The organism is Streptomyces chengmaiensis, assembly GCF_029846775.1.
In the GTDB taxonomy this organism is placed as follows: domain Bacteria; phylum Actinomycetota; class Actinomycetes; order Streptomycetales; family Streptomycetaceae; genus Streptomyces; species Streptomyces chengmaiensis.
Genome location: NZ_JARWBG010000004.1, coordinates 126,020 through 139,700 on the forward strand (window position 1 = coordinate 126,020; position 13,681 = coordinate 139,700).

The following is a 13,681-nucleotide window of genomic DNA, read 5'->3' on the forward strand; positions in this document are numbered from 1 at the left end:
CGATGCTCCGTAGGGCCGGATCGCCCGTGTCGAGCGGGCAGTCGGGCGGAAACGGAGGAGAGCCTGCTGCGGATAAGCCGATGGTAGAGCGGTCAAGCCGCGCGGAGACAGGGGGTTTCCGTAAATCGCCCGTCTCGGAACGGTTCAGTTATGCAGGGGAAGCTGTGCCACAAGGAGCTTTCCGGCCATGGTGATGCCTCCGTCCATGGCGATGGCGAGCCCGTCCGCGTACACATGCGGTCCTTTGACGACGGGCTGCTCGCCTTCCTCGCCGTCTTCGGTGCCGACCTCGCCGAGGAGGTACGGAATGGGGCTGTGGCCGTGGACGATGCGCCGGCCGCCATAGGTGTCGAGAAGCTCGCGCACGGCCATCGGTCCGGCCTCGTCGTCGCGGAAGGCGAAGCGTTTGGTGAACTTGCGGAACAGGTCCCAGCATTCGTCGGCGTCATTGCGGTTGAGGATGTCATGGACCGTGTCATTGACATCGGCGATTGTGTCGCCGTACTCCAGATAGGCGGTTGTGTCCGAGTGAAGCAGCAGGTGCTCGTCCTCTTCCACCACCGCGTCGAGCCGTGACATCCACTGGAGATGCACATCCTGCAACCGGTCCATATCGGACTTCTGGCCGCCGTTGAGGAGCCAGGCGGCCTGGAAAGTAGCCGTTCCCGCACCTGAGCTGACGGGTGTGTCGCCGAAACGCTTGGCGCCGAGCAGCAGCAGCTCGTGATTGCCCATCAGGGCTTTGCAGTAGCCGCCGGCCGCTGCCGCCTCGGCGGAGAGCCGCATCACGAGGTCGATGACGCCGATGCCGTCGGGGCCCCGGTCGGTGAAGTCGCCGAGGAACCACAGACGGGCGTTGCCCGCGGCCCAGTGGCCTTCGGAGTCGATGAGGCCCTGGGCGGCCAGCGCCGCGAGGAGTTCGTCGAGGTAGCCGTGGATGTCGCCGACGACGTAGAGCGGGCCGAGGCCCTCGGGGACGGGTGCCGGGGACGGGGTGATCTGCACCTGAAGGGTGTGACCGGGCCCGTCGCCGAGCACGGGAAGATCCCGCTCGGTGGGGGTGTAGCCGTCCGGCTCGCTCTCGGGGACGGCGTTGCCGGGGTGGACCGGGTCCGGATGAGGCCCGTCCGTGCCGGCCTGGACGGCGGCGGGGTGCGGGGGGTGCACAGGGGTGGGTACGGCGGCGGGGTGCGGCCGGCCGGCCACGGGGTGCGGGGCCTGCGCCGTCTCGGGAGACCCCTGGTGTTCCGGGGGCCGTCGGTCGCTCGGGTCGTCCTTGTGGTCCAGGTGATCCGGGTGGCCCGGAGATTGCGACTGCACGGGAACCTGCGCATACGGCGGTACGCGGAAGTCACGCAACGTCGCCGTCCGCACCACGGGTCCCTGACCGGCCCCCTGAGTCATCGACCCCTCCACCACCGTTGCGCCGTTCACCAGTCGGTCCAGCCTGGTCGGGGTGGCCCGCGGTGTCGTGCGCCCATCATAGGAATGAGGTCCCCGCTCTGTGACGCACCAGGGGTGGTGAATCCGCACGCACTCCTGCTTGGTCGATCGATTCGTCCCCTTTAGGGAGGTCTAGTCCAGGCTGCTTCTGGTCAGACCGGTTACCCGCGTCCACGCCCTCTCCTCTGCCATCGTGCGGGGAGGGCCCTAGTCCTGTGCCGGGGAGCGCGGAGGGCTGACCTTCGTCCGCGGTGAACGACGCCGCTGCGAGGACGTGCGGACGATCAGCTCCGTCGGTATCACCTGCTCGACCGGCCGGTTCTCGTCGATTCCTTCGATGGCGTCGATCAGAAGCTGGACGACGGCCGTGCCGATCCGGCGCGGCTTGAGTGAGAGGGTGGTGATCGGCGGCTCGGTGGCGGCGTACACGGTCGACTCGCTGCAGCACACGAGCAGCAGATCGTCGGGTACGCGCAGTCCGTACCGCCGTGCGGCGGCGAGCAGATCGGTGCCGTTGGGGTCGAAGAGCCCGTAGACGGCGTCGGGCCGGTCGGGCCGGGCGAGCAGCCGGTCGGCTGCGACGGCCCCGGCGCACGGGTCGTGGGCCGGGTAGGTCTCGTACACCGGGTCCTGGCCGATGCGCTCGCACCAGCTCAGATAGGCCGTGGTCGACAGCCGGGTGTAGGTGTCGGTGGTGTTGCCGGTGAGCAGGCCGATGCGTCGGGCGCCCGCGGCGGCGAGATGGTCGAGCAGGCCGAGCACAGCGGCTTCGTGGTCGTTGTCGACCCAGGCGGTGACGGGGAGGGTGCCGGCGGGCCGGCCGTCGGAGACTACGGGCAGACCCTGGCGGACCAGTTCGGTGACGACCGGATCGTGATCGGAGGGGTCGATGACGACGGTGCCGTCGAGGGCGACGTTCTGCCAGACGTCATGGCGTGAGGTGGCGGGCAGGATCACCAGGGCGTAGCCGCGGGCGAGCGCAGCGGAGGTGGCGGCTCTGGCCATCTCGGCGAAGTAGGCGAACTCGGTGAAGGTGAAAGGTTCATCCCCGTATGTCGTGACCGTCAGACCGATCAGGCCCGATTTTCCGGTGCGCAGTGTGCGGGCCGCTGCGGACGGGCGGTAGCCGAGCCGGTCGGCGACCTCCCGGACGTGGCGGCGGGTGGCGTCGGGGAGACGGCCCTTGCCGTTGAGCGCGTCGGAGACAGTCGTGATGGAGACACCGGCTGCTGCGGCGACGTCTCGGATGCCCGCGCGGCTCTGCCGGCTGCCCCGACGGGATGTGTCCGTCCGGCTCACCTGGTGCTTCCCTGCTGCTGTCATGGCGAGCCGATAGTAGGGCGAGGGCGGGTGGTTGAGCCGGTCGCATATTCACTCGTTGACAGGTACGTTTCTGCATGGGTGAACCTCGTCAATTGCCTTGGAAACATAGGGAGTTACCTCCTGCCGACGTGGGGCCTCGGGTCTCTGACGGCATAGGCCTGGCATACGGGCGAAGTTTCGAAGAGGTCTCAACTCACTACTACGGGGGATGCGCGCCACGGAGCGAGCCACCAGCGCGTGACATCGCAGGGGGCGCATAGCTCACTGAATGCGCGCCTGATTGTCCTGAAAGAGCGCTGCTTCCCGCCGGGTGCCTGCGGTCGTGGCGGCCGCCGGAGCCGGTCGTGCACACCAACTTGGTCACGGCATTCGCAGCGGGCCCGAATCCTCATAGGGTGAGAAGCATTGAGCGTCGGCGGTGAGATCGGCGATGTCGAGGATGTGGAAGGTCGAGGAGGACCTGCGGTGAGCGAGACGACCCCCAAGCTGCGCCCCGAGCTGGACGGCATCCCCACGTACAAGCCCGGCAGGCCGGCCGCCGCCGGCGGGCCGGTCGCATACAAGCTGTCCTCCAACGAGAACCCGTATCCGCCGCTGCCGGGTGTGATGGAGAGCGCACTGTCCGCCGCCCAGTCCTTCAACCGCTACCCGGACATGGCGTGCACCGGGCTGATGGAGGAGCTCGCGGACCGCTTCGGGGTGCCGCTCACCCATCTGGCGACGGGCACCGGTTCGGTCGGCGTCGCACAGTCGCTGCTGCAGTCCACATCCGGGCCGGGCGACGAGGTCATCTTCGCCTGGCGCTCGTTCGAGGCCTACCCGATCATCACGCAGATCAGCGGGGCGACGGCGGTGCGGGTGCCGCTGACCGAGGGCGAGGTCCACGATCTCGACGCGATGGCCGACGCGATTACCGACCGGACCCGGCTGATCTTCGTCTGCAACCCCAACAACCCGACCGGCACGGTGGTGCGCCGGGCCGCGCTGGAACGATTCCTCGACCGGGTCCCCTCCGATGTCCTGGTGGTGCTGGATGAGGCCTACCGCGAGTTCATCCGGGACCCCGAGGTCCCCGACGGCATCGAGATCTACCGCGACCGTCCCAATGTGGCGGTGCTGCGCACCTTCTCCAAGGCGTACGGGCTGGCGGGCCTGCGGGTCGGGTTCGCCGTGGCCCATGAGCCGGTCGCGGACGCGCTGCGCAAGACCGCGGTCCCCTTCGGCGTCAGCCAGCTCGCCCAGGACGCCGCGGTGGCCTCGCTGCGCGCGGAGGACGAGTTGCTGGGGAGGGTCGGCTCCCTGGTCGCCGAGCGGGTGAGGGTCCGGGACGGCCTCGTGGAGCAGGGCTGGACCGTCCCCGAGACACAGGCGAACTTCGTCTGGCTGCGGCTCGGGGACCGCACGGTCGACTTCGCCGCGGCCTGTGAGAAGGCCGGAGTGGTCATCCGGCCGTTCGCGGGCGAGGGCGTACGCGTCACCATCGGCGAACACGAGGCCAACGACGTCTTCCTCAAGACTGCGGAGGGCTTCCGCAAGGAGGCATGAGCGGGCGGCCGCCGTCCCGGCGCCGCCGCACACCGCCCCTCGACCCGGCCTGACCTGCGTGGCTCAGGCCGGGTCGACGCGTTCCACGCGGATCGGGTCGCCTGAGCGGACGGTGGCCAGCAGCCGGGGATCTCCGTTGAAACGTCCGAGGACATTGCACGGGCTCGCCAGCCGGCACTCCTCGCCCCGGGAGATGGGGGTGGGGCCGTACGGCAGTGCGAGCGCATCGCCCTCGGTCCAGAAAGCGACGGTGCCCGGATCCACCACCTGCCGGGCGTCCGGCTCCGCGGCGACGGAGACCGGTGTGTCAAAGTAGACCTCCTCGCCCCAGGTGCAGGCGGTGGAGACGATCGGGAGAGCCTTGGCGAGCGCCATGCTCGTGGGGGTGTCCCCAAGGGTCGCGGTCAGCTGTCCTGCGGGCCAGGAGATGCGAATCTGCATGCCGCGGATTCAACAATATGTTGAAGTTCTTGGGAAGGGATGGCGGAAAGGGGACCCCCCCCGAATGGCCGCCGAGAGGCGTGGTCCATAATGCTTGTGAATGTGAACGCGTTCACAAGCGCGCCTTGCTTCTCCAGATATCGGAGGAATCGGCAGGGCGGGCTGCCGCTGTGACCACGGCGATGTAAGGAGAAGCGACGTGGACCTGGCTCTGGCGCCGGAAACCCTGGCGCGATGGCAGTTCGGCATCACCACCGTCTACCACTTCCTCTTCGTTCCCCTGACGATCTCCCTGGCCGCGCTCACCGCCGGTCTGCAGACGGCCTGGGTGCGCACGGGCAAGGAGAAGTACCTCAGGGCCACCAAGTTCTGGGGCAAGCTGTTCCTGATCAACATCGCCATGGGTGTGGTCACCGGCATCGTCCAGGAGTTCCAGTTCGGCATGAACTGGTCCGACTACTCGCGCTTCGTCGGCGATGTCTTCGGCGCGCCGCTCGCCTTTGAGGCGCTGATCGCGTTCTTCTTCGAGTCGACCTTCATCGGGCTGTGGATCTTCGGCTGGGACAAGCTGCCGAAGAAGATCCATCTGGCCTGCATCTGGATGGTGTCGATCGGCACCATCCTCTCCGCCTACTTCATCCTGGCCGCCAACTCCTGGATGCAGCACCCGGTCGGCTACCGCATCAACGAGGAGTCGGGGCGCGCGGAGCTCACCGACTTCTGGGCGGTGCTCAGCCAGAACACCACCCTGACCCAGGTGTTCCACACCATGTCGGCGGCCTTCCTCACCGGCGGCGCGTTCATGGTCGGCATCGCTGCGTACCACCTGCTGCGCAAGAAGCACATCCCGGTCATGCGGACATCGCTCCGTCTCGGTCTGGTCACCGTGGCCGTCGCGGGACTGCTCACCGCCGTCAGCGGCGACCTCCTCGGCAAGGTCATGTTCCAGCAGCAGCCCATGAAGATGGCCGCCGCCGAGGCCCTGTGGGACGGCGAAGCCCCCGCCCCCTTCTCCGTCTTTGCGTACGGCGATGTGGAGGAAGGGCACAACAAGGTCGCCATCGAGATACCGGGGCTGTTGTCCTTCCTCGCCAACGACGACTTCTCCTCCCATGTCCCCGGCATCAACGACACCAACAAAGCGCTCCAGGAGCAGTACGGCCCCGGCGACTACCGGCCCAATATCGCGGTCACCTACTGGGGCTTCCGCTGGATGATCGGCTTCGGCATGGCCTCCTTCGCCATCGGCATGGCGGGGCTGTGGCTGACCCGCAGGAAGTTCCTGCTGCCGCGGGGGCTGAGGACGGGCGAGGACGAGGTGCCGCATCTGGTGCTCTTCCGCCGGAAGGCGCTGGGACCCCGGCTGACCAGGTGGTACTGGCTCGCCGCCGTATGGACGCTCGGCTTCCCGCTGATCGCCAGCAGCTGGGGATGGATCTTCACGGAGATGGGACGCCAGCCGTGGGTCGTCTACGGCGTGCTGCGCACCCGCGACGCCGTCTCCCCCGGTGTCTCTCAGGGCGAGGTGCTCACCTCGATGATCGTCTTCACCCTGCTGTACGCGGTGCTCGCAGTGATCGAGGTCAAGCTGCTGGTCAAGTACGTCAAGGCGGGACCGCCCCAACTCAGCGAGTCCGATCTCAACCCGCCCACCAGGATCGGCGGCGACGACCGTGACGCCGACAGGCCCATGGCCTTCTCGTACTGAGGAGTCGAGCAATGGAACTCCACGACGTCTGGTTCGTGCTGATCGCCGTTCTGTGGATCGGCTACTTCTTCCTCGAGGGCTTTGACTTCGGGGTCGGGGTTCTGACCAAGCTGCTGGCTCGCGACCGTGCGGAGCGCCGGGTGCTGATCAACACGATCGGGCCCGTCTGGGACGGCAACGAGGTATGGCTGCTGACGGCCGGCGGCGCCACCTTCGCCGCCTTCCCCGAGTGGTACGCCACACTGTTCTCCGGCTTCTATCTGCCGCTGCTGCTCATCCTGGTCTGCCTCATCGTGCGCGGAGTCGCCTTCGAGTACCGGGCGAAGCGGCCGGAGGAGCGCTGGCAGACCAACTGGGAGCATGCGATTTTCTGGACCTCGCTGCTGCCGGCCTTCCTGTGGGGTGTGGCCTTCGGCAACATCGTGCGCGGAGTGAAGATCGACGCGGAGATGGAGTATGTCGGCTCCCTGGTCGATCTGCTGAACCCGTACGCGTTGCTCGGCGGACTGGTGACTCTGACGCTGTTCACCTTCCACGGAGCCGTGTTCACGGCGCTCAAGACGGTGGGGGACATCCGTGAGCGAGCCCGGAAAGCCGCTCTGGGACTGGGGCTGCTGACGGCGGCACTGGCACTCGCCTTTCTGCTCTGGACCCAGGCCCAACGCGGCGACGGCGTCAGCCTTATCGCGATGATCGTGGCCGTGGCCTCACTCGCCGGTGCGATCACCGCCATCAGGGCCGGACGCGAGGGCTGGTCGTTCGCCCTGTCCGGGGTGACGATCGCGGCCGCCGTGACGATGCTCTTCCTGACGCTCTTCCCAAACGTCATGCCGTCCTCGCTCAACGACGCCTGGAGCCTGACGGTGACCAACGCCTCGTCGAGCCCGTACACGCTGAAGATCATGACCTGGTGCGCGGGCATCGCCACTCCTGTGGTGTTGCTCTACCAGGGATGGACGTACTGGGTGTTCCGCAAGCGGATCGGCACCCAGCACATCGCCGACGCTTCGCACCCATCGCACGCTTCGCGCTAGGGGCGTGTTTCACGTGAAACCGATCGACCCGCGTCTGCTGCGGTACGCCCGGGCCACCCGGCTCTTCCTTGCCGCGGTGGTGGTGCTCGGCCTGGTCGGCGCCGGACTGGTCGTCGCCCAGGCGATGCTGATCGCCGAAGTGGTGGTCGGGGCGTTTCAGCGTGGGCTGTCGGTCTCGGCACTGGGACTGCCGCTGTCGCTGCTGGCGACGGTGGCGGCAGGCCGCGCCCTGGTCGCCTGGCTGACCGACCTGGCAGCACATCGCGCGAGCGCGGCGGTCAAGTCGGAGCTGCGGGCACTGCTGCTGGAGCGGGCCGCGGCGCTGGGCCCCGGCTGGGCGGGCCGTCAGCGGACCGGTTCGCTGGCCGCGCTCGCCACCCGCGGGGTGGACGCGCTGGACGACTACTTCGCGCGGTATCTGCCCCAGCTGGGGCTCGCCCTGGTCGTTCCGGTCGCGGTGCTGGCGCGCATCGTGACCGAGGACTGGGTATCGGCGGCCATCATCGTGGGGACGCTGCCGCTGATCCCTGCGTTCATGGTGCTCATCGGCTGGGCCACACAATCCCGGATGGACCGTCAGTGGCGGACGCTCTCCCGACTGTCGGGTCACTTCCTCGATGTGGTCGTCGGGCTGCCCACACTGAAGGTCTTCGGACGGGCCAAGGCACAGGCCGAGTCGATCCGGGCGATCACCTCGGAGTACCGGCGCGCCACCCTGCGCACGCTGCGCATCGCATTCCTCTCGTCGTTCGCTCTGGAGCTGCTGTCGACGCTGTCGGTGGCGCTGGTGGCCGTCGGGGTCGGAATGCGGTTGGTGCACGGAGACTTGGATCTCCATACGGGTCTGGTGATTCTGATCCTGGCCCCGGAGGCATATCTGCCGATCCGTCAGGTCGGGACGCACTACCACGCGGCGGCGGAAGGGCTCTCGGCGGCGGAGGAGATCTTCCGGGTACTGCAGACCGAGCCTCGGCGCGGCGGCGCCGGGCAGGCGCCCGGCCGAATCCGGCTGGAGCTTGAGGAGGTGACCGTCCGGCATTCGGGGTGGGCAGAACCGTCCTTGATGCGTGCCTCGCTGGTGGTGGAGCCGGGCGAGACCGTGGCTCTGGTCGGGCCGAGCGGGGCGGGCAAGTCCACGCTGCTCGATGTGGTGCTCGGGTTCACCGAGCCGTCCGAGGGGCGGGTGCGGGTCGCCGGGGCCGATCTGGCGGGGCTGGACCTGGACCGCTGGCGCGAGCAGATCGCCTGGGTGCCGCAGCGACCGTATCTCTTCGCCGGGACGGTCGCCGAGAACGTACGTCTGGCGAGGCCGGACGCCGATGACGCCGAGGTCTGGTCGGCGCTGGCGGACGCGGGGGCCGAGGAGTTCGTCGCCGCACTCCCCCAGGGCGTCGACACCCGGATCGGCGAGGACGGCGCGGGCCTCTCGGCCGGCCAGCGGCAGCGGCTCGCCCTGGCCAGAGCGTTTCTGGCGGACCGTCCGCTGCTGCTGCTCGACGAGCCGACAGCGGCGCTGGACGGTACGACCGAGGAGGCCGTCGTCGAAGCGGTGCGTCGGCTGGCCCGGGGGCGTACGGTCCTGCTGGTCGTCCACCGCCCCGCCCTCCTCGCGGTCGCCGACCGGGTGGTGGCACTGGGCCCGCCGCCGCGCGCGGAAGCCTGTGCTGAGCCGTGCTCGGGACCCTGCCCTGGGCTGTGCCCGATGCCGATGCCGATGCCGGAGGCGGAGGCGGAGGCGGAGGCAGAGGTGGAGCCGCACCGCGGACCGTGCCCCGGACCGGACTCCGCCGATGCGTCATCGCCGTCCGTGCCGGTAAGGGGCCGACTCCGGGCGCCGGAACCGGGCATGGACCCGGATGCGGCAGCGCAGCCGGAACCGGCCACCGGCCACCGTACGACGGAAGAACTGTCTGCGGCGGCGGGGCGGACGGGCGCCGCCACGCGTGCCGCAGCCCGGTATACGGGCGATGGGCAGAGCGAGCGCCCCGGGGGCGGTCGACCCGGGCGCGGTCACCGGGACCCGTTCGCGCGGATACGCGACGCGGCAGCCGGGCTGCGGGGGCGGCTCGGGCTCGCGCTGCTGCTGGCGAGCCTGGCGCTGGGATCGGCCGTGGGTCTGATGGGCGTCTCCGGATGGCTGATCTCACGGGCCTCCCAGCAGCCGCCCGTGCTCTATCTGATGGTGGCCGTCACCGCGACGCGGGCCTTCGGCATCGGCCGGGCGGTCTTCCGTTATGCGGAGCGGCTCGTCTCGCACGACGCCGTGCTGCGGATGCTCGCCGAGACCCGGGTCGCCGTCTACCGCGGGCTGGAGCGGATCGCGCCCGCGGGACTCCGCCGCAGCCGCCGGGGCGATCTGCTGTCGCGGCTCGTCGCCGACGTCGACGCACTGCAGGACTACTGGCTGCGCTGGCTGCTGCCCGCCGGGGCGGCACTGGCCGTCGGCGCGGGCTCGGTCGGCTTCACGGCGTGGCTGCTGCCCGAGGCGGGGGCCGTGCTCGCCGGCGGGCTGCTGACTGCCGGGGTTGCGGTCCCTCTGGTCAGCGGGGCGTTCGCGCGCCGCGCCGAGCGGCGGCTGGCCCCCGCCCGCGGGGCGCTGACCGTCCATGTCGTCGATCTGCTGCGCGGCACCGCCGAGCTGACGGTCGCCGGCGCCGCCCTGCGCGAGCGGCTCGGCAGGGCGCGGGAGGCGGACCGTGAGCTGACCCGCATCGCCGCCCGCGGAGCCGCCGCAGCCGGGCTCGGCAGCGGCCTGTCCGCACTGATCTGCGGACTCACGACAGCGGGGGCAGCACTCGCCGGGGTACGGGCGGTGGGCGAGGGTCGGCTCGACGGAGTGGCCCTCGCGGTCGTCGTGCTCGTTCCGCTCGCAGCGTTCGAGGCGGTCGCCGGGCTTCCCGCGGCGGTGCAGCACAGACAGCGCGTCGCCCACAGCGCCGCGCGCGTCCACGAGTTGCTGGACGCGCCCGTGCCCGTGGCCGAGCCCCAGCACCCCGCCGCGCCGCCCGCCTCGCCCTTCCCTCTCGAACTGCGGTCGGTGACCGCCCGGCATCCCGGGCAGCGGCAGAGCGCCCTCGACGGCTTCGACCTGCTGCTCACCCCCGGTCGGCGCGTCGCCGTGGTCGGGCCCTCCGGCTCCGGCAAGACCACGGCCGCGCAGGTGCTGCTCCGCTTCCTGGACGCCCGGGACGGCGCATACCGCCTCGGCGGTGTGGACGCCCGTGCCCTCGACGGGGACGCGGTGCGGCGGTTCGTCGGCCTGTGCGCACAGGATGCCCATGTCTTCGACAGTTCGCTGCGCGAGAACCTCAGGCTCGCCCGCCCGGACGCGAGCGAGGCGGAGCTGCGCGAGGCCCTGGCCGCGGCCCGGCTCCTCGCGTGGGCGGACACCCTGCCGGACGGTCTCGACACTCTGGTCGGCGAGCACGGGGCCCGGCTCTCCGGGGGCCAGCGGCAGCGGCTCGCCCTGGCCAGGACGCTCCTCGCCGACTTCCCCGTGCTCGTCCTCGACGAGCCTGCCGAACACCTGGACCTGGCGACGGCGGACGCGCTGACGCGGGATCTGCTGAGCGCGACCGAAGGCCGCACCACCCTGCTGATCACCCACCGGCTGCAGGGGCTGGAGGAGGTGGACGAGATCGTGGTCCTGGACGAGGGGCGGACGGTGCAGCGCGGCACGTACGAGCAGCTGGCCTCGGCGGACGGGCCGCTGCGCCGGATGCTGGAGCGCGAGCGGGCCGCTGATCTGCTCGCCGGCCCGCCCGCCCCCGGCGTCATGGCAGGTGCGGGCGCAAGAGGCTGACTTTTCTCGTCGAATCGGACGTTTCTGACTGAAGGTCACGACGGTGAACCGAGCCGAACGATGATCCGCTCGAAGCCGCGCCCGCGGCGACCCGCGGCCTTCCGGGCCTGTCCACCGAGCTGACCGCGCGCATGCCGCAGCTGCTGGAGGCGATGCGGTTGCTGCCGCAGGAGGCTCGCTGGCGGCGGGAGGTTGGGCCAGCCGGTCGTACCGTGCCCCACACACCGCACAGGTACCACGGAACCCTTGGACCACGGGGGACGATCCGGGAATGCGCTTGATCCACCGCGACCGGCTGATGCTCGTCCCGGCGGTGCTGTGCGTGCTCCTCGGCACTGCGGCGAGTGCGGCGGCGCCGGCCGCGTACGCCTCCGACGGGCCGGACACCACGACGAGCGCCGAGGTGGCGCGGCTCTTCGACGAGGCGGCGCAGGCCACCTTGGTGTACGAGAAGGGCAGACGCGCCGCCGACGCACAGCGCACCAGGGCTCTGCACCTCCAGGAGCAGCTGAAGAGACAGCGTGGTCACCTCGCCACCCTCCACGATCAGATCGGCGGAGTCGCCCGCGACCAGTACCGAACCGGAGGACCGCTCGCGCTCGCCGCCCATCTGCTGATGGCGAGCAGCCCGGAGGAGTTCATGCGAGCCCGGCGGCTGGTCTGGCAGGCCGAACTGGCCGTCAACCAGCTGCTGCAACGCGCCAGGCAGGGCGAGCGCCGGCTTGCAGCGGCCGAGAAGACGGCCAGAGCGGCCTGGCGGAGGCTCAAGGAGCGCAGGGACCGGCTGGCGGCGATCAAGAAGGACATCGAGACCAAGCTGGAGGCCGCGCAGTGGCAGCTCCAGGGGGAGGCAGACCGCAGCGTCGCGGCCGGCGCCTGCGCGGGCGCGGTACAGCTCGAGCAGAGCGCGGATGTGCCGAGCGGCGTCGAGTGGGTGCCGCCTGTGGAGGACTATGAGCTGTCCGCGGGCTTCGACAGCGTCGGCGAACGCTGGGCGCACCGGCACACCGGGCAGGACTTCGCCGTCGGCATCGGCACCCCGGTGCGGTCGATCGGCGCGGGGCGGGTGGTCTCCGTGTCCTGCGGCGGCAGCTTCGGCATCGAAGTGATCGTCGAGCACACGGGAGGCTACTACTCGCAGTACGCGCATCTGGCGGCGGTCACCGTCGAGCAGGGGGAGCGGGTGGCGACCGGTCAGCAGATCGGGCAGGCGGGGACCACAGGCAACTCGACAGGCCCCCATCTGCACTTCGAGGTACGGCTCACCCCGCACCTGGGCTCCGGCGTGGACCCGGTGTGGTGGCTGCGGGAGCGCGGGGTGACGCTGTAGCAGCGGCAGCGGCAGCGGCAGCGGCAGCGGGCCGACCGGCCGGGCGCGGCCGGTTCAGGTGCATGGGACCGGCAGAGCGCGGTAAAGGCGTCGGCCCAGGGGCGACGGGCTGGGCGGGCTGACTCAAGGGTGCGGGCCGAACCGCGTGGCCGCGGCGATGAGATCAGCCCGCCGTGCTCCGGGCGCGGTCGGCGAGGATTTCCTCGATCACCACCGCGACGCCGTCGTCGTTGTTGGCCACCGTCCGTCCGGACGCCGCCGCGGTCACCTCCGGATGGGCGTTGCCCATCGCATAGGACATCCCGGCCCACGCCAGCATCTCCACGTCGTTGGGCATGTCCCCGAACGCGACCACCTCATCGGCGGAGATGCCGCGCTCCGCGCAGCACAGCGCGAGCGTGCTCGCCTTGCTCACGCCCAGCCCGCTGATTTCGAGCAGGGAGCTGGGGCTGGAGCGGGTGAAGGACGCGAGCTCTCCCGCCGCCGTGCGAGCCAGCGTGAGGAAGCCGTCGGGGGACAGCTCGCTGTGATGGGCGAGGAGCTTGAGCATCGGAGCGCTGCTGCCGGACGGGTCCTCCTGGAGCAGCTTCTCGGCGGCGGCGACCGTCGCCCCCGGGTCCGTATGGAACGGGGGGTACTCCGGCTCGTAATGGATTCCGGTCGTCAGCTCGACGGCGAACGAGGTGCCCGGCGCGGCGTCGCGCAGTGTCTGTACGACGCTGAGCGCGTGCTCCCTCTGAAGCGCACGGACTTTCAGCAGCTCGCCGCCCGCATGCAGATCCACCACCGCCGCTCCGTTGGCGCAGATCGCCAGTCCGTGGCCGTGCACATGCGCGCTGACGACGTCCATCCAGCGGGCGGGGCGGCCCGTGACGAAGAAGACGTCGATCCCGGCCTCCTCTGCGGCCGCGAGGGCGGCGATCGTACGCTCCGAGACCGATTTGTCGTCGCGTAGCAGGGTTCCGTCGAGATCGGTGGCGATCAACCGGGGCGTGGCGGACAGCGGGGCGGGAACAGTGTCTGGGATCACAGATCCATTCTCCCGTATGAGGGCG

Annotated in this window: 9 protein-coding genes; 5 read left to right on the forward strand and 4 right to left on the reverse strand. The window is 70.2% G+C overall.

The window, feature by feature from the left end; all coding sequences use genetic code 11:
• Positions 1-144: 144 nt before the first annotated feature.
• Both QCN29_RS05475 and QCN29_RS05480 read right to left on the reverse strand, forming a co-directional pair.
• Positions 145-1,419 carry a metallophosphoesterase gene (locus QCN29_RS05475; RefSeq protein WP_398859132.1) on the reverse strand — a complete coding sequence of 425 codons (1,275 nt, stop codon included), beginning with the start codon at positions 1,417-1,419 and terminating at the stop codon, positions 145-147.
• A gap of 231 nt (positions 1,420-1,650) precedes the next feature.
• On the reverse strand, positions 1,651-2,766 hold the full coding sequence (locus QCN29_RS05480) for a LacI family DNA-binding transcriptional regulator (RefSeq protein WP_279926552.1): 1,116 nt from the start codon (positions 2,764-2,766) through the stop codon (positions 1,651-1,653).
• Between the two features lie 465 nt (positions 2,767-3,231).
• Between QCN29_RS05480 and hisC the strand changes: the two genes are divergently transcribed.
• Positions 3,232-4,311 carry a histidinol-phosphate transaminase gene (hisC, locus tag QCN29_RS05485; RefSeq protein ID WP_279926553.1) on the forward strand — a complete coding sequence of 360 codons (1,080 nt, stop codon included), beginning with the start codon at positions 3,232-3,234 and terminating at the stop codon, positions 4,309-4,311.
• 63 nt (positions 4,312-4,374) lie between these two features.
• On the opposite strand, the gene QCN29_RS05490 is transcribed toward hisC, so the two are convergent.
• Positions 4,375-4,752, reverse strand: coding sequence for a cyclophilin-like fold protein (locus QCN29_RS05490; protein ID WP_279926554.1), 378 nt, complete (start codon positions 4,750-4,752; stop codon positions 4,375-4,377).
• Between the two features lie 199 nt (positions 4,753-4,951).
• Here QCN29_RS05490 and QCN29_RS05495 point away from each other — a divergent pair, with 199 nt between their 5' ends.
• The 4 genes from QCN29_RS05495 to QCN29_RS05510 all read left to right on the forward strand — a co-directional run bounded on the left by QCN29_RS05495 (position 4,952) and on the right by QCN29_RS05510 (position 12,626).
• On the forward strand, positions 4,952-6,460 hold the full coding sequence (locus QCN29_RS05495) for a cytochrome ubiquinol oxidase subunit I (protein ID WP_279926555.1): 1,509 nt from the start codon (positions 4,952-4,954) through the stop codon (positions 6,458-6,460).
• Between the two features lie 11 nt (positions 6,461-6,471).
• The gene (gene cydB / locus QCN29_RS05500; protein ID WP_279926556.1) at positions 6,472-7,494 is read left to right on the forward strand and encodes a cytochrome d ubiquinol oxidase subunit II; all 1,023 of its coding nucleotides are present in this window, start codon (positions 6,472-6,474) and stop codon (positions 7,492-7,494) included.
• Between the two features lie 13 nt (positions 7,495-7,507).
• Positions 7,508-11,296, forward strand: coding sequence for a thiol reductant ABC exporter subunit CydD (gene cydD, locus QCN29_RS05505; RefSeq protein ID WP_279926557.1), 3,789 nt, complete (start codon positions 7,508-7,510; stop codon positions 11,294-11,296).
• 271 nt (positions 11,297-11,567) lie between these two features.
• Entirely contained in the window at positions 11,568-12,626 is a 1,059-nt protein-coding gene (locus QCN29_RS05510; protein ID WP_279926558.1) for a M23 family metallopeptidase, read from the forward strand.
• 163 nt (positions 12,627-12,789) lie between these two features.
• Here the strand turns inward: QCN29_RS05510 and QCN29_RS05515 are convergent, their stop codons facing one another.
• Positions 12,790-13,656, reverse strand: coding sequence for a Cof-type HAD-IIB family hydrolase (locus QCN29_RS05515; protein ID WP_398859121.1), 867 nt, complete (start codon positions 13,654-13,656; stop codon positions 12,790-12,792).
• Between the last annotated feature and the right edge of the window lie 25 nt (positions 13,657-13,681).

Coding starts and splice junctions, on each gene's coding strand:
- QCN29_RS05490 (WP_279926554.1), bottom strand. CDS start 4,752: ATGCAGATTCGCATCTCCTGGCCCGCAGGACAGCTGACCGCGACCCTT.
- QCN29_RS05480 (WP_279926552.1), bottom strand. CDS start 2,766: ATGACAGCAGCAGGGAAGCACCAGGTGAGCCGGACGGACACATCCCGT.
- cydB (WP_279926556.1), top strand. CDS start 6,472: ATGGAACTCCACGACGTCTGGTTCGTGCTGATCGCCGTTCTGTGGATC.
- QCN29_RS05510 (WP_279926558.1), top strand. CDS start 11,568: ATGCGCTTGATCCACCGCGACCGGCTGATGCTCGTCCCGGCGGTGCTG.